Genomic DNA, 23,862 nt, shown 5'->3' on the forward strand with positions numbered 1-23,862 from the left:
TCACTTGTACATCGTCTGGTTCATCGTTCCGGGGGCGTACGCGTCCGGGTCGACCCAGACGTTGATCAGCGACGGCTTGCCCGACTCGCGGGCGCGCCGCAGGGCGGGGCCGATGTCGGAGGGGTCGCGCACCTCCTCGCCGTAGCCGCCCAGCAGCTGCGCGAACTTGTCGTAGTGGACGTCGCCGAGGGTGTTGCCGACCCGTGCGCGCTCGGGGCCGTACTTGGCGGCCTGGCCGTAGCGGATCTGGTTCATGGAGGAGTTGTTGCCGACGATGCCGACGAACGGGAGGTCGTAACGCACGAGGGTCTCGAAGTCCCAGCCGGTCAGGGAGAACGCGCCGTCGCCGAAGAGGGCGACGACCTCCTTGTCGGGCCGCGCCTGCTTGGCGGCGAGCACGAAGGGGACGCCGACGCCGAGGGTGCCCAGCGGGCCCGGGTCCATCCAGTGGCCCGGCGACTTGGGCTGCACGACCTGCCCGGAGAAGGTGACGATGTCGCCGCCGTCGCCGATGTAGATCGAGTCCTCGGTGAGGAAGTCGTTGATCTCGCTGACCAGGCGGTAGGGGTGGATCGGCGAGGCGTCGGACCTCAGGCTGGGCAGCCGCTTGTCGAGGGCGCTCTGCTCGGCGGCGCGCAGCTCGTCGAGCCACTCCTTGCGCCTGGACGCCCCGCCGTTGACGCGGCCGGAGGCGGCCTCGGCGACGGACTTCAGCACGAGTCCCGCATCGCCGACGATCCCCAGGTCGATGTCGCGGTTCTTGCCGACGGTGCGGTAGTCGAGGTCGATCTGGACGACGGTCGCGTCCGGCGACAGCCGCTTGCCGTAGCCCATGCGGAAGTCGAACGGCGTGCCGACGATCACGATCACGTCGGCGTTCGAGAAGGCGTAGCGGCGCGACAGCTGGAAGTGATGCGGGTCGCCGGGGGGCAGGGTGCCGCGGCCGGCGCCGTTCATGTACGCCGGGACGTTCAGCGTCCGGACGAGGTCGATGGCCGCCTCGGTGCCCCGGGTCGTCCACACCTGGCTGCCCAGCAGGATCGCGGGCTTCTCGGCGTGCACCAGCAGGTCGGCGAGCTTCTCGATCGCCGCCGGGTCGCCGGCCGAGCGGGTGGAGGCACGGTAGGCGCCGGGCCTGGGCACGCGCGCCTTGGCCACCGGCACCTTGGCGTCCAGCACATCGCGCGGGATCTCCAGGAAGGAGGGCCCGGGCGCGCCGTGGTAGCACTCGCGGAACGCCATCGACACCATGTCCGCCGCGCGTGCCGTGTCCGGCACGGCCGCCGCGAACTTGGTGATCGGCGTCATCATGTCGACGTGCGGGAGGTCCTGCAAGGAGCCCATCTTGTGCTGGGTGAGCGCCCCCTGGCCGCCGATGAGCAGCATCGGGGACTCCGCGCGGAAGGCGTTGGCCACGCCGGTGACGGCGTCGGTGGTGCCGGGCCCGGCCGTGACGACCGCGCAGCCGGGCCGGCCGGTGATGCGTGCGTAGCCGTCGGCGGCGTGGGCGGCGACCTGTTCGTGGCGTACGTCGACGACTTCTATGCCCTCGTCCACGCAGCCGTCGTAGATGTCGATGATGTGGCCGCCGCACAAGGTGTAGATGCGGTCGACCCCCTCTGCCTTCAGCGCCTTGGCAACGAGATGACCACCGGAAATCATGTCCTGGGTGTCGTCGGGCATGGCGAAGTCCCGTCCCTTCGTAGGGGGTTGGCAGGCTCTCGCGGTACATTGCATACAGTCGACGAATACTGTATGAAGCTTGTTATCCCGCATCCGATGGGTGGTGTCCAGGGGGCGTGCGGCACTTTTAGGTCAGGAGCCGAGATGGACCTGTTCGAGCACCAGGCAAGGGAACTCTTCGAGGAACACGGCATAGCGACGCCCAGGGCGGAGGTCACCGACTCGGCCAAGGAAGCGTGCGAGATCGCCCGCCGGCTCGGCGGCCGCGTGGTGGTGAAGGCCCAGGTCAAGACGGGTGGCCGCGGCAAGGCGGGAGGGGTGAAGCTCGCCGCGGACCCGGCCGCCGCCGAGCTGACCGCCCGTCAGATCCTCGGCATGGACATCAAGGGGCACCGGGTCGGCACCGTCATGCTGGCCCAACCCGTCGACATCGAGAGCGAGTTCTACGTCTCCTACGTCCTCGACCGCGCGGCAGGAGGCTTCCTCGCGATCGCCTCCGCGGAGGGCGGCATGGACATCGAGGAGGTCGCCGCGAGCCGTCCGGAGGCCGTCGCCCGGATCCGCGTCGACCCGGCCGAGGGCGTCACCTCCGCCCGGGCGGGCGAGATCGCCGACGCGGCCGGACTCCCGCCGCAGACCGTCGACGTCCTCATGCGGCTGTGGCAGGTACTGGTCCGCGAGGACGCCCTCCTCGTCGAGGTGAACCCGCTCGTGCGCACCGCGCAGGGGCGGATCCTCGCCCTCGACGGCAAAGTCGCCCTCGACGACAACGCCCGCTTCCGGCACGAGCGTTGGGGAGCCGAGAGCGCGGCGCACGGCGACCCGCTGGAGGCGGCGGCCGCGGCCAAGGGCCTCACCTACGTGAAACTCGACGGCGAGGTCGGCATCATCGGCAACGGCGCCGGCCTCGTCATGTCGACCCTGGACGTGGTCGCGGGCTGCGGCGCCCGCCCCGCGAACTTCCTCGACATCGGCGGCGGGGCCTCCGCCGAGACCATGGCCGACGGCCTGTCGGTCATCCTCTCCGACCCGGCCGTGAAGTCGGTCTTCGTCAACGTCTTCGGCGGCATCACCGCGTGCGACGCGGTCGCCGAGGGCATCGTGCGCGCCCTGGACGCCGTACGGCCGACCAAGCCGCTCGTCGTCCGGCTCGACGGCAACAACGCCGCCCGGGGGCGCGCGATCCTCGACGCCCGCCGGCACCCCCTGGTCGAGCAGGCCACCACCATGGACGGCGCGGCCCGCCGGGCCGCCCGACTCGCCACCGCAGCCTGAGGAGACCGACGCCATGGCCATCTACCTCACCAAGGAGAGCAAGGTCCTCGTCCAGGGCATGACCGGCGGCGAAGGCATGAAACACACCCGGCGCATGCTCGCGGCCGGCACGAACGTCGTCGGCGGGGTCAACCCCCGCAAGGCCGGCCGCACCGTCGACTTCGACGAGCGGGCCGTGCCCGTGTTCGGGTCGGTCGTCGACGGTATGCAGTCGACCGGCGCCGACGTCAGTGTCGTCTTCGTACCGCCCGCCTTCGTCAAGGCGGCGGTGACCGAGGCCGCCGACGCCGGCATCGGCCTCGTCGTCGTCATCACCGAGGGCGTCCCGGTCCACGACGCCGTCTCCTTCACCGCCCACGCCGCCGCACGCGGGACGCGGATCATCGGCCCCAACTGCCCCGGCCTGATCACCCCCGGCCAGTCCAACGCGGGCATCATCCCGGCCGACATCACCAAGCCGGGCCGCATCGGACTGGTCTCCAAGTCCGGCACGCTGACCTACCAACTCATGTACGAGCTGCGTGACATCGGCTTCTCGACCTGCGTCGGCATCGGCGGCGACCCGGTCGTCGGCACCAGCCACATCGACTGCCTGGCCGCCTTCGAGGAGGATCCCGACACCGAACTCGTCGTCCTCATCGGCGAGATCGGCGGCGACGCGGAGGAACGAGCCGCCGCCTACCTCCGCGAGCACGTCACCAAGCCCGTCGTCGGCTACATCGCCGGCTTCACCGCGCCCGAGGGCAAGACCATGGGACACGCGGGAGCGATCGTGTCCGGTTCCTCGGGGACCGCACGGGCGAAGAAGGAGGCGCTGGAGGCGGCGGGCGTCCGCGTGGGCGCCACGCCCACCGAGACCGCCCGCCTCGCGCTCGCCGTACTCGAACACCGAGCGTGACATCACTCGACGGCATCACGTACGCACCCCGCCCCCGACTGTGCACCGAGAGCGGAGCAGCACGATGCAGACCACCACTGCCCTCACCCTCAAATCCGGCACGTCCTGGTCCGACGCCTGGCGGCGCTGCCTCGCCGTCGCCCCGGAGGCCTTCCGGGACGACCGCGTCCTCAACCTCTGGAACGGCTCCTGGCAGGCGGACGGCCGGACGCTGCCGGCGACGAGCCCGGTCGACGGCGGCCGCGTCGTCGGTCCGCCCCGCCTGGACGGGGCCACCGCCGACCACGCCGTCCGCGCCTGCCTGGACCGGCACCGCGCCTGGCGGCACGTTCCGCTCGAAGAACGCCGCGCCCGTGTCGCGGCGACCCTCGACGCCTTCGCCGAGCACCGGGAACTGCTCGCCCTGCTCCTCGTCTGGGAGATCGGCAAACCCTGGCGGCTCGCCCAGGCCGACGTCGACCGCGCCGTCGACGGCGTGCGCTGGTACGTCGACGGCATCGAACCCATGCTCGACGGACGGGCCCCGCTGGACGGGCCGGTCTCCAACATCGCGAGCTGGAACTACCCGATGAGCGTGCTCGTTCACGCATTGCTGGTACAGGCACTGGCAGGCAACGCGGTCATCGCCAAGACCCCGACCGACGGCGGCGTCGCCTGTCTGACCCTGGCCTGCGCACTGGCCGCGCGGGAGGGCGTCCCGATCACCCTCGTCAGCGGCGGCGGGGGCGAGCTGTCGCAGGCGCTGGTGCGGGCGCCCGAGATCGGCTGTGTCTCCTTCGTCGGCGGCCGCGACACCGGCGCCGCGGTGGCCACGGCCGTCGCCGACCTGGGCAAGCGCCACATCCTCGAACAGGAAGGACTCAACACCTGGGGCATCTGGAACCACTCCGACTGGGACGCGCTCGCCGCGGTCCTCCCCAAGCTCTTCGACTACGGCAAGCAACGCTGCACGGCCTATCCGCGCTTCGTCGTCCAGCGCGCGCTGTTCGACGAGTTCCTCGCCGCCTACCTGCCCGCGGTGCGCACCCTGACCCTCGGGCATCCGCTGGCCGTGGAGAAGCGCGACGACCCCTACCCGCGGCTGGACTTCGGGCCGGTGATCAACGCCGCCAAGGCCAAGGAACTGCACGACCAGGTTGCGGAGGCCATCGACCGGGGCGCGGTCCCGCTGCACCGCGGCCACCCGGCCGACGCCCGCTTCCTGCCCGGCCAGGACACCTCGGCGTACGTCCAGCCCGTCACGCTCCTCGGGCCGCCGCCGTCCTCGCCGCTGCACCACGCGGAGCCGTTCGGCCCGGTCGACACGATCGTCCTGGTCGACACCGAGGCGGAGCTGCTCGCCGCCATGAACGCGTCCAACGGCGCGCTCGTGGCCACCCTGTCCACGGACGACCGCGGCACCTACGACCGGCTGGCCCCGCAGATCCGTGCGTTCAAGACCGGCCACGGCACGCCCCGCTCCCGCGGCGACCGCGACGAGCTGTTCGGCGGCTTCGGCGGGTCCTGGCGGGGCGCGTTCGTCGGCGGCGAGCTGCTGATTCGCGCGGTGACCCAGGGACCGGCGGGGGAGAGGCTGCCGGGGAACTTCCCCGAGTACCAGCTGATGCCCTGACCGGCGGCCCGGCGGCTGCAGTGATCGTCCGGTCACCCGGCGTGAGGTACCCGCGCCGGGCGGCCCGGCAGCCGCTGGGCCAGCGGTTATGCAGGTGAAACGCACCCTGAAAGCTTGGTATTGTTGTCCATGTCGCCGCGGGGAACACGCGTGGCGGCAGACACCTGGTCCGGGTGGCGGAATGGCAGACGCGCTAGCTTGAGGTGCTAGTGCCCTTTATCGGGCGTGGGGGTTCAAGTCCCCCCTCGGACACTTTCACTCTCCGTGTCGAGCGGATCCCGCTCGGTGAGCACTCGATGCTCGCATTTGATACCTGCATTCGGCGTTCGCCGGGTGCGGGTTTCTCTGTTTCTGTTCCCTTTTCTATTCCCTTGCTGCCGAATGTCGCGGAAGCCCGTTTATCGGTTGTCCTGTCCCGCCGTTCGACGCCCCTGTTTCAGGGTCGCTTCCCGGTCGCCGGACGGTCCCTCACGGGTCGCTCACGGGTTACTCACAGTCTTTGCTGACGGTCCGTCAATGTGCATCCCAGTCAGCATATTGACGGTCTGTGACGACTTCTTGTGGTGATACGATCACGCTCGCTTGTAGAGCGGGCGGATGGGTGCAAGACGACATCTCCGACTACGGGGACAGTCCGGGCGGTCACCCCGGTGCGGGCGGTCCGCCGGTCCACCCGCATTGACGGGAATTCAGCAACTGGCCGTCAGTCGCCTGAAGAGAGTCTTATGACTGATTACATACAGAACCCGGCACTCTGGGCTCTCCTCGTCGCCCTGCTCATCGCAGTCGCCCTCATTGTTCGTCAGCGCAGGGCGGCGCGTGCCTTGAGCCAGGAGATCGCGGGGCTCAGGACCCACTACTCCGCCTTGGAGAACGAGTACGCGCAATCCGTCGAGGCAGCTCAGGAACGAGCCGAAGACGCCACGAAAACGGTTCTGAAGTCCGCGATGCGGACCCTTCAGGGCCTTGCCGCGGAACAGCAGTTGATCGTCTCCCGGCTGCAGAACAAATATGGCGAGTCGGTCATCCTCCAGGACCTCCTGGAGATCGACCACACGAACTCGCAGTTCGGCCGACGCGCCCAGTCCATCGCCGTCCTGTGCGACGGCTGGCTGGGCCGCGCACGCGATGTCGCGTCCGTGTACGACGTGGTGCGCAGCGCACAGGGCAGGGTCCGGCATTACCGACGGGTGGAGATTCTCTCCCAGGTCGACTTCGGCATCACGAGCCGTTCCGTCGAACCGGTCGCACTGGCCCTCGCCGAACTGCTCGACAACGCCACCAGCTATTCCAGCCCGGACACCGTCGTCGAAATCAACATTCGTACCGTGCCCAAGGGTATTTGCATCGTCGTCGACGACGCCGGCGTCGGTATGAACGACGAAGAGCGCGCCCGCGCCGACCGACTCCTGACCAGCGACCGGGTCTCGGGCGTCTCCGCGCTCGGCAACCCGCCGCAGTTCGGCTTCGCGGTGATCGGCGTGCTCAGCGAGCGCTTCGGCTTCGAGGTGTCCGTGGACTCCACCTCCCCCTACGGAGGTGTCCGGGCGGTTCTCCTGCTGCCGCACGATCTGCTCACCAGCGCGCCCGAGCAGAGGGAGCCGGCCCCGGTCGCTCCCGCCGTCACCGCCACCGGCCTCAGTGGCGCAGAAGGCGCGCTCCCCGCCAGCACCACCGCCGACGGCCTGCCGAAGCGGCGTCGCAAGCGGCCCATGGCCATCGTGCCGGGCAGCGCGTCCGCCGCCGCTCCCGGCCGCTCGGGCGCCGAGACGGCGGCGATCATGGGTGCCTTCCAACGGGGCACCCAGTCGGGCCGGGCCACGCCTGCGAATCCCGCGGAAAAGTCGAGCAACACACGTGGTGCGAGCAGCGAAGGGCATGAGGTCTCGTGAACGACGATCTGTCATGGATGCTTGACAGCGCCTTGGAGATTCCCGGGGCCCTGCATGCCGTTCTGATATCCGCCGACGGCCTGCTGATGGCACGGACGCAGGACTTCGGCAAGGACGACGCGGACCGGGTCGCCGCGGCGATGAGCGGTGTGCAGTCGCTCAGCCGCTCCCTCGCGTTCTTCTGCGAGGACCCGCAGATGCGCTGGCGGCAGACGCTGGTCGAGTTCGACGGCGGCTGGGTCTTCCTGATCTCCGCCGGCGAGGGCGCCTACCTCGGCGTCTCGGCCTCGCCCGACGTCGACATGCAGGACATCACCTTCCGGATGCAGCAACTCGTCGGGCAGCTCGGCAAGGCGCTCACCACGCCGCCGCGCGAGAACCTCGGCGCACGGTCATGACCGGTTTCGACGAACTGGAGCCCCAGACACCGGAGTTAGTGCGTCCGTACGTCATCACCAAGGGGCGCGGGCTGCCCGACGAGGGACAGCTCTCCCTCATCACGCTGGTCACGGCGACCACCGACCACCAGCAACGGCCCACCCGCCTGTCCCCCGAGGAACAGAACCTGTTGGACCTGTGCGCCGCCGGCTACCTCTCGGTCGCCGAGATCGCCGGGCACACCCAACTGCCCCTGGGCGTGGTGAAGATCCTCCTCGCCGCCCTCACCGAAGGCGGCTACCTCATCACGCGTCCCCCCGTGCAGCGGGCTCCACTCGCCGACCGGGACATCCTGGAGGAGGTGCTGAATGGTCTCAGGGCCAAGTTTGGATGAGCAGGCCTACGTCCGCGGCGGCGCGACGCAGACGGCGGTGAAGATCCTAGTCGTGGGCCACTTCGCGGTCGGCAAGACCACGTTCATCGGGGCGATCTCCGAGATCGAGCCGCTGACCACCGAAGAGACCATGACACGGGCCGCTGAGTCGGTCGACGACCTCAAGGGCGTCCAGGGCAAGACCACCACCACGGTCGCCATGGACTTCGGCCGGCTGACCATCAGCGACCGTGTCGTGCTCTACCTGTTCGGAACGCCGGGCCAGCAGCGCTTCGTGCAGATGTGGGAGGACATGGCACGCGGCGCGCTCGGCGCGCTGGTGCTCGTCGACCCCGAGCGACTCGCGGACTCCTTCGCCGTGATCGATCTGATCGAGCAGTACGGACTCGACTACGCCATCGCCGTCAACCACTTCGACGGCGCCCCGCCGCGCGACGAGACGGCTCTGCGCGACGCACTGGACCTGCTCGACGACACCCCCGTCGTCACCTGCGACGCGCGAGACGAGAAGTCTTCGGCCGAAGCGCTGATCACTCTCGTCCGCCACCTGCAGGACCGTGCCCACTAGGAGCAGACATGGACGCCCAACCCACCGCCCCCGTGCCCCCTCCGGGCTGCCCGGCGCACCAGCCCGGCGGCAGAGTCCCGCTGTACGGGCCGGAGTACGCGGCCGACCCGCAGGCCTACTACACCTACCTGCGGCACTACGGGCCCACCGCACCCGTGGAGATCACCCCGGGAGTCGAGGCCACCCTCGTCACCGACTACGCCACCGCCCTCCAACTCCTGCAGGACTCCGGCTCCTTCCGCAAGGACGCACGCCGCTGGCGCGACCTCAACGAGGGCCGGATCGCCCCCGACAGTCCCGTCCTGCCCGTGCTCGCCTACCGGCCCAACTGCATGTACACCGACGGTGCCGAACATCTGAGGCTGCGTCAGTCCATCACGGACAGCATGTCGCGCATCGACCCGATGCGGCTGAGCCAGAGCGTCGAGCGGATCTCCGACTTCCTCATCTCCCAGTTCGCCGAACGCGGTTCGGCCGACCTCATCGGCTCCTACGCGAAGCAGCTGCCGCTGTTCGTGTTCAACGAGCTGTTCGGCTGCACCGCCGACATCGGCGACCGCGTCTTCTTCGGCATCTCCGGCATCTTCGACGGGGTCAACGCCGAGAAGGCGGGCGAAGTCCTCTTCCAGGCCGTCGGCGAGCTCGTCGCCCTCAAGCGGCGCAAGCCCGGCGAGGACGTCACCTCCTGGCTCCTGCAGCATCACACCGAACTGACCGACGAGGAGATGCTGCACCAGGTCGCCCTGCTGCTGGGCGCGGGAGCCGAGCCCCTGGTCAACCTCATCGGCAACACCCTGCACCGGCTGCTCACCGACGACCGGTACGCGCACGAGGGCGGGCTGATCGAGGAGGCGATGGACGACACGTTGTGGGAGAACCCGCCCATGACCACCTTCGCCGCCCACTATCCGGTGGCCGACATGGAGTTCGCCGGCCAGAAGCTCACCGCCGGCGACCTGATGCTGGTCGGCTTCGGCGCCGCCAACACCGGACCCACGCTGACGGCGGCCCGCAAGTCCGGCAGCAACCGGGCGCACCTCGCCTGGAGCGCAGGCCCGCACGCCTGCCCCTCGAAGGAACCCGCCCGGCAGATCGCCGTGTCGGCCATCGAGAACCTCCTCAACCGGCTGCCGGACATCGAACTCAGCATTCCCGAGGCGAGTCTGACGTGGCGTCCGGGAGCGTTCAGCCGCGGTCTCGCCACGCTCCCCGCGCGGTACACCCCGATCAAGCCGGTGGCCCGGCCGACCCGGCAGACCACCGCGCAGGCGCCGGCGCGCCCGAGTCCGGTGGCGGCCCGCCAGCCCGAACAGTCCGGTGTGTGGAGCAAGTTCCTCAACTGGCTGACCAAGTAGGCGCACTCGAGCAGGCCGGATGCCCGCCCTTCGGGGCGGGCATTCCTCTGCCCCGGGCGTCTTCGCGCTGTATCTGGGGGCGGTCACCGGGAGGAGTGCTCCTCCCGGCGACGGGACGAGTGCTCCTCCCGCAACTCCTGCAGATACGGCGCCATGTCGACCTGGATCGACGCCCCCTCCCGCTGCCCGTACTGACCCGCGACACCGCTCAGATACGTCGCGATCTCCTTGCGCATGACCTCCGGCTCCGGCAGCACCTCGTCGCCGGTGACCAGCCGCGCGATCCACCGCGCCTGGGCCTCCACCAGCCGGGTGATCGAACCGACCGGCCGGATCAGACCGGCGAAGAACAGACCGGGACGATCCGGGGCGACGACCCGCTTGTACAGCTCGACCGTGCCCTGCGCGCCGACCGGGCAGCCGGGCTCCAGGAACGGGAAGGTCATCTGGTAGCCGGTGCAGTAGACGATCGCGTCGGCCCTGGCCGACGTGCCGTCGGTGAAGGAGACCCGGTCGCCCTCGACGGCCTCGATCGCGGGCTTCGGCGTGACCGCGCCATGGCGGATACGGCTGAGGATCTCGTCGGAGATGGTGATGGCCGAGGCGAAGAGCGGGTGGTCCGGCTCGGGCAGGCCGTAGTCGCCGAGCTTGCCGCGGGCGACCAGCAGGGCCTGTTCGATGAAACGGCGCTGTTCGGACAGGGACATGCTGATCCACCAGGGGGCGTCCGCGATCTGGTCGAGGGCCATGCCGAACAACTGCTTGGGCACGATGTGCAGTCCCCGGCGCACCGAGATCATCGTCTGCTCGGCGTACCGGGACACGTCCGCGGCGATGTCCACCGCGGAGGGGCCGAGTCCCACGATGATGACGCGCTGCCCGGTGTGCTCGCTGCCGTCGAGGTAGTCGATGGAGTGACGAATCGTTCCCGTGAACGTCTCCGCGCCCCTCGGCAGCGCGGGCATCGACGGCTCCGAGTTGTGCCCGGAGGCGACGACCACGTGAGTGAAATCGCGGGACGAGACGGTGCCGTCGGCATCCCGGCTGACGACCGTCCACCCGCCGTCGGCCTGCTGCCGTACGGACTCCACGGTCGTCCTCAGCTCGACCCGGTCCAGTACGTCCGCCCACTCGGCGAACGCGCGTAGATACACGGCGATCTGACTGTGTTTCGGATACAGCGGATAGGAGTCGGGCATCGGGTAGGCGGCGTAACCCGTCAGCTGCTTGGCGGTGTTGAGGTGCAGCGACACATAGCCGGGGCCGCGCTCGCCCGCCTGCGGACGCCGCCAGATCCCGCCGACGTCGTCCGACTGTTCCAGGCAGACGAAGTCGACACCGGCCGTCTTCAGAGTGTGTGCCGTCATCAGCCCCGACAGACCCGCACCGATCAGACACAGACGCACGGATTCCCCCACAGGTCGGACGTCATTCCTTTCGCGCACGGGCAATTGAATGCCCGTGCGACGCACTCCTCACTCTTCGCACACCGGCGACAAGGATCACAGGGGCGATCCCCGGACCGAGGTGGCGGGAGAGGAGGAGCCGGGTATGGGGCCCATGGGGGACTTCACTGGACGATCCGCCCGCTGCGGGGCGAGTCGCTGCAGACCGACCGCTACGGACCCACGGGTGAATCGCCGGAGGCCGACCGCTACGGGCGACCGCTACGGGTGAGTGCTGCGAGCGAGTGCTACGGGTGGGCGGAGGCCCACAATCCCCGCACATGCCCCAGGTGCCGCGTCATGACCTCGCGCACGGCCCGCTCGTCACGCGCCGACAGGGCGTCCAGCAGCTCCAGGTGCTCCTCGGCGGAGGCCAGCAGCCGTCCCGACGCGGACAGCGCGGTCAGCCCGTACAGACGGGCGCGCCCGCGCAGTTCCCGGACGACTTCGACGAGATGCGCGTTTCCGGCGAGCGCGAGCAGCCCGAGGTGGAAACGCGTGTCGGCCTCGACGTAGGCGATGAGGTCCCCCGCGACCGCGGCGGCGACGATCTCCCGGGCGGCCGGACGCAGCGCCTCCAGCGACACCGGGTCGGCGGTCGTCGCCAACGCCACCACCGTGGGGATCTCGATCAGCGCGCGGACGTGCGTGTACTCGTCCAGCTGCCGGTCGGAGACATCGGTGACCCGGAACCCCTTGTTGCGGACGGCGTCGACCAGGCCCTCCTTCGCGAGGTCCAGCATCGCCTCGCGCACCGGCGTCGCCGAGACGCCGAACCGGGTGGCCAGGGCGGGCGCCGAGTACACCTCGCCGGGCCGCAGTTCGCCCGCGATCAGCGCGGCCCGCAGGGCGTCGGCGACCCGCTCGCGATAGCTGCTGCGTCGCCCGCCGAGCACGGGCAGCGACGGCTCGGCGGGTGGCTGGCTGCTGCTTGCGGGCAGGGCGGCCATCGTGGATCTCCTCGGATGCGGGCGGTGCCGTGTCACCGTGACATCGGCGCCTGTGCCATGTCACGTACCACCAGTATCTACGGTGCCGGCGCCTGCCGTGTCACAGCACGAACCCGGCCGGGAACGGGTCCGTCGGGTCGAGCAGGTACTGGGCCGTGCCGGTGATCCAGGCGCGGCCCGTGAAGCTCGGCAACACGGCCGGACGGCCCGCCACTTCGGTCGTGCCGAGCAGTCGGCCCGTGAACCGGGTGCCGATGAACGACTCGTTCACGAACTCGGTGTGCAACGGCAGTTCGCCCCGCGCATGCAGCTGCGCCATGCGCGCACTCGTCCCCGTGCCGCAGGGCGAGCGGTCGAACCAGCCGGGGTGGATGGCCATCGCGTGCCGGGAGTGGCGGGCGGTCGCGCCGGGCGCGTACAGGTGGACGTGGTGACAGCCGCGGATGGACGGATCCTCGGGATGGACCGGCTCCGCCCGGGAGTTGATCGCCTCCATCAGCGACAGGCCGGCCGCGAGGATGTCGTCCTTGCGGGCGCGGTCGAAGGGCAGCCCGAACTCCTCCAGCGGCAGGATCGCGTAGAAGTTGCCGCCGTACGCCAGGTCGTAGCGCACCGTGCGGCCGTCCGCCAGCGTCGCCTTGCGATCCAGCGCGACCGCGAAGGAGGGTACGTTCTGCAAGGTCACCGACGTGGCCGCGCCGTCCTCGACGGCCACCTCCGCGACGACGACCCCGGCCGGGGTGTCCAGCCGGATGGTGGTGACCGGCTCGACGACCTCGACCATGCCCGTCTCGACGAGCACGGTCGCCACCCCGATCGTGCCGTGCCCGCACATCGGCAGATAGCCGGAGACCTCGATGTAGACGACGCCCCAGTCGCAGTCCGGCCGGGTCGGCGGCTGGAGGATCGCGCCGCTCATCGCGGAGTGCCCGCGCGGCTCGTTCATCAGCAACTGCTTGACGTCGTCGCGGTGTTCACGGAAATACAGCCGACGCTCGTTCATCGTCGCGCCGGGGATGACACCGATGCCGCCGGTGATCACGCGGGTGGGCATGCCCTCGGTGTGCGAGTCGACGGCGTGCAGGACGAGCTTGCTGCGCATGAAGTCCCCTTCCGGACGGCGGAGTCGGTCGGCGGTCGGCCCTGATGTGTCACGCCAGACCCGCGGCGACGGCCTTCTCGGTGGCCGCGCGGACGGCCGCCTCCTGCTCCGGCAGCAGCGGGACCCGTGGCGGGCGGCAGGCGCCGCCGTGGCGGCCCACGACGTCCATCGAGAGTTTGATCGCCTGGACGAACTCGACGCGCGAGTCCCAGCGCAGCAGCGGATGAAGCTGCCGGTAGAGGGGGAGCGCGACGGCCAGATCGCCCGCGACGGCCGCCCGGTACAGGGCAGCCGACGCGTGCGGCAGCGCGTTGGGGTAACCGGCCACCCAGCCCTTGGCGCCGGCCACGGCCAACTCCAGCAGCACATCGTCGGCGCCGATCAACAGGTCGAGTTCGGGGGCGAGTTCGGCGATCCGGTAGGCGCGACGGACGTCGCCCGAGAACTCCTTGACGCCCTGGACGTACCCCTCGCCGTGCAGTCGGGCCAGCAGTTCGGGCACGAGATCGACCTTGGTGTCGATCGGATTGTTGTACGCCACGACCGGCAGACCCGCCCTGGCGACCTCGGCGTAGTGGGCCACGACGGCACGCTCGTCGGCGCGGTAGGCGTTGGGCGGAAGCAGCATCACCGCGCCGCAGCCCGCCTCGGCCGCCTGCTCGGCCCAGCGCCGGGCCTCCGCCGAGCCGTACGCGGCGACCCCGGGCATCACCCGCGCGCCGCCGATCGCGGCCACCGCGGTCTCCACCACTCTGGCGCGTTCCTCCGGCGTCAGCACCTGGTACTCGCCGAGGGAACCGTTCGGTACGACGCCGTCGCAGCCGTTCGCCACCAGCCAGGCGCAGTGCTCGGCGTACCGGTCGTAGTCGACGGAGAGGTCGTCGCGGAGCGGGAGCGCGGTGGCCACGAGGACACCGCGCCAGGGTCGGCGCGGGTCGGCGGTGGGCGCCGAGGATGTGGTGGGTGCCGAAGAAGTGGTCGGTGCCGAGGCGATGGTGAGTGCCGGGGACGGCGTGGGGGCGGTCATGCGCGGAGGGTCCCTTCGATGCGTACCATGTGACATATCACCGGTGTGAGCGTCACTGCGGAGTCGTGGGATCGGTCGGGGCGGCCAGCACCCCCAGAGGCACGGGGCGTGCCAGCAGCCGTCGAGCCGGGACGAGCGCACAGCCCGCGACGCCGGCCACCCCGGGTTCGCACATTCGGCCCTGGCACCAGCCCATCCCGGCCCTGGTCAGCAGTTTCACGGTGCGCAGATCACCCGCGCCGAGCGCGCCGACGGCCTCGCGGACGGCGCCGGCGCTGACCTCCTCGCAGCGGCAGACGACCGTCTCGTCGGTCACCTGCTCCGTCCACCGGACGGGAGCTGCGGCGTAGGCGTCGTCCAGTGCCGCGAAGAACACCCGCAGCCGGGCACGGGCCCGGGCGGCCGCAGTCCACTGCCGGGGGTCGGGCACGGAGCCCGTCAGCCGTGCCGCCGCCGACCGTCCGGCGATGTGTCCCTCGGCGAGCGACAGGGCCGCACCGCCGATCCCCGTGGTCTCGCCGGCGGCCCAGACGCCGGGGACGTCGGTGCGCTGTTCGTCGTCGACGCGCACGTCCGGTCCGTCGAGACGGCAGCCGAGCCCCTCGGCGAGGTCGGTGTGCGGCAGCAGACCGTGGCCCACGGCGAGCGTGTCGCAGGGCAGGCGTCGCTCGTTGCCGGGCACGGGCCGCCCCGCGGCGTCCAGCGCGACGACGCCGACGGACTCCAGCCGCCCGTTCCCGTGCGCCTCCAGCACGGCATGACGAACCATCACCGAAACCCCATGGCGCAGGAGTTGGGCTCCGAACACGGCCCCCTCGGCGAGCTTGACCGGGGCCGCGGCCCATGCCGTCGTGCGCCGTACGAAGTTCCGCGGATCGGCGGACTCGACGAGTGCGACGACCTTGGCCCCTGCGGTCGCGAGCCCGGTCGCGACGGGCAGCAGCAGCGGGCCCGTGCCCGCGACGACCGCCGTACGGCCGGGCAGCGCGAGTCCGCCCTTCAGCAGGGCCTGTGCGCCGCCTGCGGTGACCACGCCGGGCAGTGTCCAGCCGGGGAACGGCAGGACCTTCTCGTAGCCGCCGGTAGCCAGCAGCACGCCGTCGGCGCGGACCGCGACGGACTCCTCCTGCAGCGGACCGAGCAGCGCATGGACGGTGAATCCGCTTGCCGCAGAGCCGTCCGACTCCCGTTCCACGCACCACACATGATGGTCCCTCAGATGAGTCACGCGGTCGGCGGCCAGGTGGTCGTCGAGCCCTGCGCGCAGGCGCTCCCAGGTACGCCACTGGTGGTGGAGGGCCTGGGGACGCCGGGCGCCGAGCCCGGCCGCGGGCTGCCGGTAGAACTGCCCGCCCGCCTCGGCGGCGGAGTCGATCAGCACCACGCGCACTCCCCGCGCCGCGGCCGCCAGAGCGGCGGCGAGCCCGGCCGGGCCGGCCCCGATCACCGCGAGCACCGGACGGTGTTCAGCCGTCGTGGTCATCGTGGCCCGTCCCCTCCTGCGTACGGACGTCCGCGCCCGGCAGGGCCGGCACCAGACAGGCCCGCTGGTTGGGGCGGCCGTCGACGGTCACCAGGCAGTCGAAGCACACGCCGATCCCGCAGAAGACCCCGCGCGCACGCCCTCCGCCCCGGGTGGTGCGCCACGCGCTGACGCCCGACGACCACAGGGCCGCCGCGATCGTCTGACCGGGCAGCGCCTCGATCTCCCGGCCGTCGAAGGTGACGGTGAACGGGGCGCCGGGACACGCCCCGACCAGCTTCAAGGGGTTCACCTGGCAGCCTCCTCGGCGAAGCGGTCGGGGCGGAACGGCGTCAGGTCCAGCTCGGGGCTCTTGCCGGTGAGCGTCTGCGCGATCAGGTGTCCGGTGCCGGTCGCCAGGCCGATGCCCGCGCCCTCGTGGCCGCAGGCGTGGAACAGCCCGGGCACGCGGGGGTCGGGCCCGACGGCGGGCAGATGGTCGGGCAGGTAGGGGCGGAAACCGACGTATGTGCGCATCGCCCGGACGTGTTCCAGGAACGGGAACAGCCGCGTCGCGCCCGCCGCCAGGGCGCGGACCACCGGCAGCGAGAAGGACCGGTCGAAGCCGACCCGTTCACGGCTGGCGCCGATCAGGACCGGCCCGGCGGCGGTTCCTTCGACGACCGGCGAGGTCTGCAGGGCGGCCGAGTCGCTCGCGACGTCGGCCACGTAGTCGGCGGCGTACACCTTGTGCCGCACCCGGAGCGGCAGCGGCTCGGTGACCAGGACGAAGCCGCGGCGGGGGAGCACCGGCAGTCCGACCCCCGCCAGCGCGGCGACCTCCGCACCCCACGTCCCGGCCGCGTTCACCACGGCCGCCGCGAGGATGTCGCCCCGGTCGGTCCGCACACCCCGTACGGCTCCGTCGGCGCCGCGCAGAACGCGCGTCACCGTGCGCCCGGTCTCCAGCCGCGCACCCGACGCCTTCACCAGGTGGGCGGCGGCGAGGGTGGGCATCACCTGGGCGTCCTGCGGATACAGCACGCCGCCCGCGAGTCCGGGCGCCAAGTACGGTTCCAGATCGATGAGTCGGTCCGCGTCGACAGGGACCGTCTCCACCCCGGCCGGGCCCTGTCCGGCCGCCAGGTCCGTCAGAGCGGCGAGCGACTCGGGCGTGGATGCGACGACGAGCCCGCCCTTGGCCTCGAACTCGACGTCCGTTCCGAGCTCTTGGGCCAGCTCGCCCCACAAACGGCGGGACAGCAAGGCCAGTTGTAGCTCCGGTCCGGGCTCCTTGTCGGAGACCAGCAGATTGCCCTCGCCCGCGCCGGTCGTGCCACCGGTCACCGGCCCGCGGTCGACCAGGATCACGTCCAGCCCGGCCCGTGCCGCGTACAGCGCGCAGGCGGCGCCCACCATGCCGGCGCCGACGACCACGACGTCACCGCTAGGTCGCTTGGTCACATCAGTAATATGTCACATTGCTCTGAGGGGAGGAAGAAGGCGTCGGGGGCCGGGCGGCGACGACGACGGGACGGGGGGCGGGCTGGGGCGGGCGGTGGCAGCGGCGGCTGCGGTGGCGAGGTGGCGCGCGTTCAGTCGAACTCGCTGGGCTCAGGGGCCGGGGTGCGGCCTTCCCGGACGTCCTTGAGGCGTGTGGTGCCGTGGCTCACCGCGTCCTTCGTGCTGTCGTGGTCCGCGCCGTCGAGTCCGCCGTTGGTGACGGTGATCGCGTCGTCCCCGACCCGGACGACGGCGACGTCGAGGGTGAGCGTGATCGGGGAGCCGCCGGAGACGCCCTGCATGGTCATGGTCAAGCCGTAGCGGGCGTCGCCGACCTTGGGCAGGGAGTTCTCGATGACCTGCACGGTGCGGGTGGAGCCGTCGGTGCCGACCGCGTTGAACTGGTCGCACTCGGTCGGGAGCGACTCCAGCCAGTCCAACTTCGAGTCCAGGGCGGCCCGTTCGTAGGCGGCGACCTGGTAGAGCAGACGGGAGTCGCCCTCCTGGAAGCCGGTGAGCGCCGACGCGCCGGACGGCTTCCCCAGCAGGTCGTCGTCGTAGAGCCCGTCGAGGAACTGCTGGCAGTCGTCGGACTGCGTCTTGGCCGTGACGAACTGGGCCGCGTCGACCGTGTCGATGAGCAGTCGGTCCTGCCAGCTCCCCGCGGTCTTCACCTGCGTCCAGTTGTCCTCCAGGTCGCCCTCCGTGATCAGCGCCGTCCGCGCGCCGGCCTGTGTGAGCGGCTCGATGGGGGACGCGGTCGCGGACTTGGTCGGGGATGTGGTCGGAGACGTCGTGACGGCGCGTTCGGCGACGGGCGAGGCCGTCACGCCTGCGCCGCTCGACGCCCTGTCGTCCCCGCCGGAACAGGCTGCCGTGGTGAGCAGCGTTCCGGCGGCCAGGACGGCGGCCAGCACCCGGGTCGGCCCGGCCGGGCGGGCCGGACGGTTCGGACCGGCCGGGCCCGAGGGACGGGGCGGGGAGGGCGGACGGGACGACGGGCGAGGGCTGGTCACGAGTACCTCCTGAGGACGGGGGTCGGCTGCCCCTGCTCTCCACCGCACCACCGGCCGGGCCGCTCGACCAGCGCAAGGAGCCGTACGGGTGAAGCGCGACGGGGGCGGCGCGAGAAGCGGGGTGGGCGGATCGGGTGGAACTGGGTGGAGCGGGTCGCGCGCAGGGGCGGTGCCGGAAAATGCGAGGTGGCGCGAGCCGGGGCCGGGGCATCATGGCGTTTCCGTCGTCGGCCGCGGCGCCGGGTGATCATCGTCGGGGGAACGACCGGGGGCACCTGTGACCGTCACCAACATCCTGCTGTCCGGCATCGTCGGCTCGACCGCCTACGGGCTCGCCCACGAAGGCTCGGACATCGACCGCCTCGGCATGTTCGCCGCCCCCACCGAGGAACTGCACGGTCTGCACGGGCCGAAGGAGTCGCACGTCAGCACGGCGCCCGACCGCACCCTGCACGAAGCCGCGAAATGGTGCCGACTCGCCCTCGGCGGCAACCCGACCGTGATGGAACTCGTCTGGCTGCCCGACGAGTTGTACGAGGTGCGCACCCCACTCGGCGACGAACTCATCGCCGTCCGCCAGACGTTGCTCGGCGCTCACCGGGTCCGCGACGCCTACCTCGGCTACGCCACGCAGCAGTTCCGCAAACTGCACAACCGCAGTCAGGGCCCTCTCTCCGAGGAGGTCCGCAAACGGACCGCCAAGCACGCACGACACCTCAAGCGCCTCTGCACCCAAGGCTATGAGCTGTACGCCACCGGGCAGTTGACGATCCGGGTCGAGGACCCGGAGAGCTACCACCGGTTCGGCGACCGGGTCGCCGCCGATCCCGAAACCGCGCTGCCGCTGCTCCGCGGCTTCGAGGAGGCGTTCGCCGAGACCCGCAGCGTGCTGCCCGAACACCCCGACGACACGGCCGCCGAAGCATGGCTGCGCCGAGTGCGCCGGCAGTTCTACACCGCCCACGAGGAGCAGCCGCCCACACGATAAATCAGGTGCCGCGCACGATCGTTCGCCCCTACACTCGCCGAAGACCGAGCGCAGCCCACGACATGACGCGGCTGTCCGGTACCGAGACGAACGAGGGGAGCCCGGCCATGCGTGACCACACCGCTGTCGTCGCTCCCCGCTCCCGCTACGAGGTGATCCTCGTATCCACGTCCGTCCGGTGCTCGCTGCGCGGCCGGCATCGGATGTCCTGACGAACGCCTGAGCACCCCGACGCGCCGTCGACACGTCATGTCTGACGGCGCGTCAAACAGGTCTGATCCGAACGCATTCACAGACCTTGACGCTCATCGCGTCCGGCGGGAAATCGCGCTGCCCGTTCTCGGAACACCCCGAAAGGCCAAGGGCCGTGCGCAACAACCTCGACCGTCAGCTCGCCGCCGTGCGCAACCTGGGCATCCTCGCCCATGTCGACGCGGGCAAGACCACCGTCACCGAGCGGATCCTGTACGCGACCGGGACCACGCACAAGCGCGGTGAGGTCCACGACGGCACGACCGTCACCGACTTCGACCCTCAGGAGCGCGACCGCGGGATCACCATCTTCGCCGCGGCCGTGAGCTGCGACTGGGACGGCCACCGCATCAACCTGATCGACACCCCCGGACACGTCGACTTCGCCGACGAGGTGGAGCGATCCCTGCGGGTGCTCGACGGGGCGGTGGCGGTGTTCGACGCGGTCGCCGGAGTGGAGCCGCAGAGCGAGTCCGTGTGGCGGCAGGCCGACCGGCACGGCGTACCGAGGATCGCCTTCGTCAACAAGCTGGACCGGGCCGGCGCCGACCTCGACGCCGCGGTGGCGTCGATCCGGGCACGACTCCATCCGGTCCCGCTGGTCGTGCAACTGCCGATCGGCGCGGAGGACGACTTCACCGGCGTCGTCGACCTCCTGCGAATGCGGGCGCTGACCTGGAACGACGACGGCGACAGCGCCGTCGAAGGGGCGGTGCCCGAGGAGCTGCGGGAGGAGGCGCTGCGTCGGCGCCGCCTGCTGGAGGAAGCCGTGGCGGAGCGGCACCCGGCCGCGCTGGAGGAGTTCTGCGACCGGGAGACACTCTCCGCGCAGACTCTCTCCACAGCCCTGCGCGACCTGACCCGGACAGGTGACGGGGTGGTCGTGCTGTGCGGCTCGGCCTACCGCAACCGGGGCGTCGAGCCGCTGCTCGACGCGGTCGTCGCCTATCTGCCGTCGCCGCTGGACGTGCCGCCGGTGTGCGGTATGCACGAGGGCGTCGACGGTATGCGAAATGCGGGCGGCGGTAGGCGCGAGGTCGTCGACCGTATACAAAATGCTTCCCGCGGTATGCACGACGGTGTCGACCGTATGCAGGATGTCGTCGGCCGGCAACGGCCCGCCGACCCCGCCGCGCCGTTCGCGGCACTCGCGTTCAAGGTCAGCGCGACCCCGACGGGTCGGCTCACCTATCTGCGGGTGTACTCGGGCACGATCGAGAAGGGAGACGCGGTATGGGAGTCGGGCGCGCGACGCACCGAGCGGATCGGCCGGATCCTGCGCGTACAGGCCGACCGGCACGCCCAACTGGAGCGCGCGGTCGCCGGTGACATCGTGGCTGTGGTCGGGCTGAAGTCGGCCCGCGCGGGCTCGACCCTGTGTGCGCCCGACGCGCCCATCGTCCTCGAACCGCCGGGGGTCCCCGACCCGGTCGTCTCCGTGGCGGTCGAGGCGCGCACGAGCACCGACGCCGACCGGCTGGCCTCGGCGCTCGCCCGGCTCGTGGAGGAGGACCCGTCGCTGGTCGTCAGGACCGATCGGGAGACGGGTCAGACCGTGCTGTCGGGCATGGGCGAACTGCATCTGGAGGTCGCGGTCGAGAAGATCCGCCGCAGCCTGGGGCTGGAGGTCAACGTGGGGCGTCCGAGGGTGACGTACCGGGAGACGGTCGTCCGTGGGGTGTCCGGCCTGGTCTTCCGCCACGTCAAACAGGACGGCGGCGCGGGCCAGTTCGCCCATGTCGTGCTCGACGTCGAACCGCTCGGCGACGGCGACGCGGGCGGTGACGCCGAAACCGGGTTCGCGTTCCGCTCGACCGTCGTCGGTGGACGAGTGCCGCAGGAGTATGCGCGTGCCGTCGAGGCCGGCTGCCGGGACGCCCTTGCCGAGGGCCCCCTCGGCGGGCACCTGGTCACCGGACTGCGGGTCACCCTGACCGACGGGGCGACCCATGTGAAGGACTCCTCGGAGATGGCCTTCCGCACCGCAGGCCGGCTCGGGCTCCGTGAGGCCCTGCGCGGCTGCGTGATGGCCGTGCTGGAACCGGTGGTCGAGGTCACGGTGACCGTGCCCGAGGACGCCGTCGGCGGGGTCCTCGGCGACCTGGCCGGCCGACGCGGGCGGATCACCGACTCGGCCGTGCGTGGTGGTTCGGCGGTGGTCACGGCCACCGTGCCGCTGGCCGAACTGTTCGGCTACGCAACCCGGTTGCGCAGCCGAACACAGGGCCGAGGCACTTTCTCGGCCCGCCCGACGGGATACGCCCCGGCGCCCACGGCGGCGACGACGCGGTAGGCCCCGGCAGCGGGGTGCGGTCCCCGGAACCTCGGCCCGAGGTTCCGGGGACCGGCCTGAGGGCGCGCGTCAAGTGGCAGGGTCGGTGTTCCGGCGAGAACCGGGTTGCCAGCCCTGCGAGCCACTGTGAGGCTCAACCCCATGCCCACCTTCAACGCCCCTGACGGAACACGCCTCGCCCACCATGAGTCGGGGCACGGAGCGCCCCTGATCTGTCTCCCCGGCGGACCCATGCAGTCCACCGCATATCTGGGGGACCTCGGCGGCCTCACCTCACACCGCCGCCTCATCGGGCTGGATCCCAGGGGCACCGGCGAGTCGGCGGCCCCTGCGGACACGGCGTCATACCGCTGCGACCGCCAAGTGGACGATGTGGAGGCGCTGCGCGCGCACCTCGGGCTCGAACGGTTCGACCTGCTCGCGCACTCCGGGGGAGCCAACCTGGCGATCCTCTACGCCGCCCGCCACCCGGACCGCGTCGCACGCCTCCTGCTGATCACCCCGAGCGTGTACGCGGTCGGGGTCGAGATCACCGCCGAGGACCGGCTGTCGACAGCTCGACTGCGCCGTGACGAACCCTGGTTCGGCCCCGCCTACGCGGCTCTGGAGGAGGTCACCGCCGGACGGGCCACGGCCGACTCCTGGCAGGCTGTCGCCCCCTTCTTCCACGCCCGTTGGGACGACGAGGCCCGGGCCTTCGACGCGGCCGGCGAGAAGGAGAAGAACCATGAGGCAGCGGCCGTGTACACGGCCGAGGGCGCCTTCACCCCGGCCGCCACCCGGCAGGCCCTCGCATCCTTCCCGTCCCCGGTCCTGATCCTGGCCGGTGAGGGCGACCTGGCGGCTCCCCCACGGGCGATGCGGGAGTTCGCGGATCTGTTCCGCGGCGGACGGACCGACACCGAGCTCGTCGTGCAGCCGGGGGCAGGGCACTTTCCGTGGCGGGACGATCCCGAGCGCTTCGTGACAGCCGTGAACGGGTTCATGGAAGGCGGACGCTGATTCCCCGGCGAAGGAGTGGTGTACAGCAGACCAGCGGGCGGGGTGCCCGCGGCGGCTTCGTCACCGGCGAGCGGTGTCGTCACGCGAACGGGTGATATCCCGGAGCGAGGGCACGCGGGACCAGGGCGGGCCGTTGTGCGGGTGACGGGATCTTCCCGCTCATGACGACCACGGGGGTGGCTGTGAGCCTGCATTTCCAGCGCGACACAGACGGTACGACGACAGGGCACCACGACGAGACCGGCTTGACGGCCACCTCGGCCGACGAGGACGAGGTACGGCGGGCCGACGAGGACGAGGACGAGGCGCGTGGGCCGGCGCACGAGGATGCCGGCTGGGAGCATGCGGCCCCGGCGCCCTCACCTGCGCCGACACCGCCGTCGGCCCCGGGCGTGCACCGATTCGCCTTGGTGCACGAGGAGTTCGGCGGTGACTTCCGAGACGAGCGCTACGAGAGCCTGCGTACCCATCCGCCCAGCGGCTGTCAGCCCGTCGACTTCGGCTGCTTCGCTCTGCAGTGCGAGCGGTCAGGGGCCACGCTTCTGGGCGCCGTGTCCGACACCGTCGCGGAGATTCGCCGCGAACACGGCGTGGTGATGAACAGCCTCGGCATCGAGGAACCCGACGAGTGGTCGCGGAACGATCCGGATGGATACGGGGCACAGACCGTGGCGCAGCTGCTGCTGACGGTGGCCCATCGCGCCGCCCTCCTCGGATACGGACGAAAGGATCTGGTACGGCTGCTCGACGCGGCGGGTGTCCGGTAG

Annotated in this window: 21 protein-coding genes and 1 tRNA gene; 13 read left to right on the forward strand and 9 right to left on the reverse strand. The window is 71.1% G+C overall.

The features are described from left to right. Positions 1–1,683 carry a thiamine pyrophosphate-binding protein gene (locus ACWCPF_RS12525; RefSeq protein ID WP_451044968.1) on the reverse strand — a complete coding sequence of 561 codons (1,683 nt, stop codon included), beginning with the start codon at positions 1,681–1,683 and terminating at the stop codon, positions 1–3. A gap of 144 nt (positions 1,684–1,827) precedes the next feature. On the opposite strand from ACWCPF_RS12525, the gene sucC reads away from it, so the two are divergent. The 9 genes from sucC (at position 1,828) to ACWCPF_RS12570 (ending at position 10,055) form a co-directional block, all read left to right on the forward strand. Beyond that, positions 1,828–2,958, forward strand: a complete 1,131-nt coding sequence (sucC, locus tag ACWCPF_RS12530) for an ADP-forming succinate--CoA ligase subunit beta (protein WP_451044969.1) — start codon at positions 1,828–1,830, stop codon at positions 2,956–2,958. A 13-nt stretch (positions 2,959–2,971) separates the two neighbouring features. Then, the gene (gene sucD, locus ACWCPF_RS12535; RefSeq protein ID WP_451044970.1) at positions 2,972–3,856 is read left to right on the forward strand and encodes a succinate--CoA ligase subunit alpha; all 885 of its coding nucleotides are present in this window, start codon (positions 2,972–2,974) and stop codon (positions 3,854–3,856) included. A 64-nt stretch (positions 3,857–3,920) separates the two neighbouring features. After that, positions 3,921–5,468, forward strand: a complete 1,548-nt coding sequence (locus ACWCPF_RS12540; protein ID WP_451044971.1) for an aldehyde dehydrogenase family protein — start codon at positions 3,921–3,923, stop codon at positions 5,466–5,468. A gap of 167 nt (positions 5,469–5,635) precedes the next feature. Next, positions 5,636–5,720 (forward strand) — tRNA-Leu (locus ACWCPF_RS12545). Positions 5,721–6,193: 473 nt separating this feature from the next. Further along, positions 6,194–7,360, forward strand: a complete 1,167-nt coding sequence (locus ACWCPF_RS12550; RefSeq protein WP_451044972.1) for an ATP-binding protein — start codon at positions 6,194–6,196, stop codon at positions 7,358–7,360. Beyond that, entirely contained in the window at positions 7,357–7,758 is a 402-nt protein-coding gene (locus tag ACWCPF_RS12555) for a roadblock/LC7 domain-containing protein (protein ID WP_351919300.1), read from the forward strand. The genes ACWCPF_RS12550 and ACWCPF_RS12555 overlap by 4 nt, the downstream gene beginning before the upstream one ends. After that, positions 7,755–8,132, forward strand: coding sequence for a DUF742 domain-containing protein (locus ACWCPF_RS12560; RefSeq protein WP_451044973.1), 378 nt, complete (start codon positions 7,755–7,757; stop codon positions 8,130–8,132). Before ACWCPF_RS12555 ends, ACWCPF_RS12560 begins: the two co-directional genes overlap by 4 nt. Then, positions 8,107–8,700: a GTP-binding protein gene (locus ACWCPF_RS12565; RefSeq protein WP_451044974.1), complete on the forward strand. Its 594-nt coding sequence runs from the start codon at positions 8,107–8,109 to the stop codon at positions 8,698–8,700. Before ACWCPF_RS12560 ends, ACWCPF_RS12565 begins: the two co-directional genes overlap by 26 nt. Before the next feature lie 8 nt (positions 8,701–8,708). Then, positions 8,709–10,055 (forward strand): cytochrome P450, encoded by a 1,347-nt coding sequence (locus ACWCPF_RS12570; protein ID WP_451044975.1) that lies wholly within the window; start codon positions 8,709–8,711, stop codon positions 10,053–10,055. Positions 10,056–10,138: 83 nt separating this feature from the next. Here the strand turns inward: ACWCPF_RS12570 and ACWCPF_RS12575 are convergent, their stop codons facing one another. From ACWCPF_RS12575 to ACWCPF_RS12610, 8 genes are all read right to left on the reverse strand, one after another. After that, complete coding sequence (locus ACWCPF_RS12575; RefSeq protein WP_451044976.1) at positions 10,139–11,461, reverse strand: flavin-containing monooxygenase; 1,323 nt, start codon at positions 11,459–11,461, stop codon at positions 10,139–10,141. Positions 11,462–11,748: 287 nt separating this feature from the next. Next, a complete protein-coding gene (locus tag ACWCPF_RS12580; RefSeq protein WP_451044977.1) occupies positions 11,749–12,450 on the reverse strand; it encodes a GntR family transcriptional regulator in 702 nt (233 codons plus the stop codon). Between the two features lie 100 nt (positions 12,451–12,550). After that, positions 12,551–13,552, reverse strand: coding sequence for a proline racemase family protein (locus ACWCPF_RS12585; protein ID WP_451044978.1), 1,002 nt, complete (start codon positions 13,550–13,552; stop codon positions 12,551–12,553). Positions 13,553–13,601: 49 nt separating this feature from the next. Then, on the reverse strand, positions 13,602–14,579 hold the full coding sequence (locus ACWCPF_RS12590; protein WP_451044979.1) for a dihydrodipicolinate synthase family protein: 978 nt from the start codon (positions 14,577–14,579) through the stop codon (positions 13,602–13,604). 52 nt (positions 14,580–14,631) lie between these two features. Further along, the gene (locus ACWCPF_RS12595; protein ID WP_451044980.1) at positions 14,632–16,062 is read right to left on the reverse strand and encodes an FAD-dependent oxidoreductase; all 1,431 of its coding nucleotides are present in this window, start codon (positions 16,060–16,062) and stop codon (positions 14,632–14,634) included. Next, a complete protein-coding gene (locus tag ACWCPF_RS12600) occupies positions 16,046–16,354 on the reverse strand; it encodes a (2Fe-2S)-binding protein (protein ID WP_451044981.1) in 309 nt (102 codons plus the stop codon). Before ACWCPF_RS12600 ends, ACWCPF_RS12595 begins: the two co-directional genes overlap by 17 nt. Continuing rightward, entirely contained in the window at positions 16,351–17,505 is a 1,155-nt protein-coding gene (locus tag ACWCPF_RS12605) for an NAD(P)/FAD-dependent oxidoreductase (RefSeq protein ID WP_451044982.1), read from the reverse strand. The genes ACWCPF_RS12600 and ACWCPF_RS12605 overlap by 4 nt, the downstream gene beginning before the upstream one ends. Positions 17,506–17,636: 131 nt before the next feature. Next, positions 17,637–18,560, reverse strand: coding sequence for a hypothetical protein (locus tag ACWCPF_RS12610; RefSeq protein ID WP_451044983.1), 924 nt, complete (start codon positions 18,558–18,560; stop codon positions 17,637–17,639). 277 nt (positions 18,561–18,837) lie between these two features. Between ACWCPF_RS12610 and ACWCPF_RS12615 the strand changes: the two genes are divergently transcribed. The 4 genes from ACWCPF_RS12615 (at position 18,838) to ACWCPF_RS12630 (ending at position 23,862) form a co-directional block, all read left to right on the forward strand. Further along, entirely contained in the window at positions 18,838–19,548 is a 711-nt protein-coding gene (locus ACWCPF_RS12615) for a nucleotidyltransferase domain-containing protein (RefSeq protein ID WP_451044984.1), read from the forward strand. A 367-nt stretch (positions 19,549–19,915) separates the two neighbouring features. Further along, positions 19,916–22,093, forward strand: a complete 2,178-nt coding sequence (locus ACWCPF_RS12620; RefSeq protein ID WP_451044985.1) for an elongation factor G — start codon at positions 19,916–19,918, stop codon at positions 22,091–22,093. A gap of 141 nt (positions 22,094–22,234) precedes the next feature. Then, a complete protein-coding gene (locus tag ACWCPF_RS12625; RefSeq protein WP_451044986.1) occupies positions 22,235–23,095 on the forward strand; it encodes an alpha/beta fold hydrolase in 861 nt (286 codons plus the stop codon). A gap of 161 nt (positions 23,096–23,256) precedes the next feature. Continuing rightward, complete coding sequence (locus ACWCPF_RS12630) at positions 23,257–23,862, forward strand: hypothetical protein (protein ID WP_451044987.1); 606 nt, start codon at positions 23,257–23,259, stop codon at positions 23,860–23,862.

It is taken from the genome of Streptomyces sp. NPDC001858 (assembly GCF_053594615.1).

What these genes read in the sequence shown, in the direction of transcription:
- ACWCPF_RS12580 (WP_451044977.1), bottom strand. Translation starts at nt 12,450, where the DNA reads ATGGCCGCCCTGCCCGCAAGCAGCAGCCAGCCACCCGCCGAGCCGTCG.
- ACWCPF_RS12525 (WP_451044968.1), bottom strand. Translation starts at nt 1,683, where the DNA reads ATGCCCGACGACACCCAGGACATGATTTCCGGTGGTCATCTCGTTGCC.
- ACWCPF_RS12625 (WP_451044986.1), top strand. Translation starts at nt 22,235, where the DNA reads ATGCCCACCTTCAACGCCCCTGACGGAACACGCCTCGCCCACCATGAG.
- sucD (WP_451044970.1), top strand. Translation starts at nt 2,972, where the DNA reads ATGGCCATCTACCTCACCAAGGAGAGCAAGGTCCTCGTCCAGGGCATG.
- ACWCPF_RS12550 (WP_451044972.1), top strand. Translation starts at nt 6,194, where the DNA reads ATGACTGATTACATACAGAACCCGGCACTCTGGGCTCTCCTCGTCGCC.
- ACWCPF_RS12590 (WP_451044979.1), bottom strand. Translation starts at nt 14,579, where the DNA reads ATGACCGCCCCCACGCCGTCCCCGGCACTCACCATCGCCTCGGCACCG.
- ACWCPF_RS12585 (WP_451044978.1), bottom strand. Translation starts at nt 13,552, where the DNA reads ATGCGCAGCAAGCTCGTCCTGCACGCCGTCGACTCGCACACCGAGGGC.
- ACWCPF_RS12565 (WP_451044974.1), top strand. Translation starts at nt 8,107, where the DNA reads ATGGTCTCAGGGCCAAGTTTGGATGAGCAGGCCTACGTCCGCGGCGGC.
- sucC (WP_451044969.1), top strand. Translation starts at nt 1,828, where the DNA reads ATGGACCTGTTCGAGCACCAGGCAAGGGAACTCTTCGAGGAACACGGC.
- ACWCPF_RS12540 (WP_451044971.1), top strand. Translation starts at nt 3,921, where the DNA reads ATGCAGACCACCACTGCCCTCACCCTCAAATCCGGCACGTCCTGGTCC.
- ACWCPF_RS12560 (WP_451044973.1), top strand. Translation starts at nt 7,755, where the DNA reads ATGACCGGTTTCGACGAACTGGAGCCCCAGACACCGGAGTTAGTGCGT.
- ACWCPF_RS12595 (WP_451044980.1), bottom strand. Translation starts at nt 16,062, where the DNA reads ATGACCACGACGGCTGAACACCGTCCGGTGCTCGCGGTGATCGGGGCC.
- ACWCPF_RS12630 (WP_451044987.1), top strand. Translation starts at nt 23,257, where the DNA reads ATGACGACCACGGGGGTGGCTGTGAGCCTGCATTTCCAGCGCGACACA.
- ACWCPF_RS12570 (WP_451044975.1), top strand. Translation starts at nt 8,709, where the DNA reads ATGGACGCCCAACCCACCGCCCCCGTGCCCCCTCCGGGCTGCCCGGCG.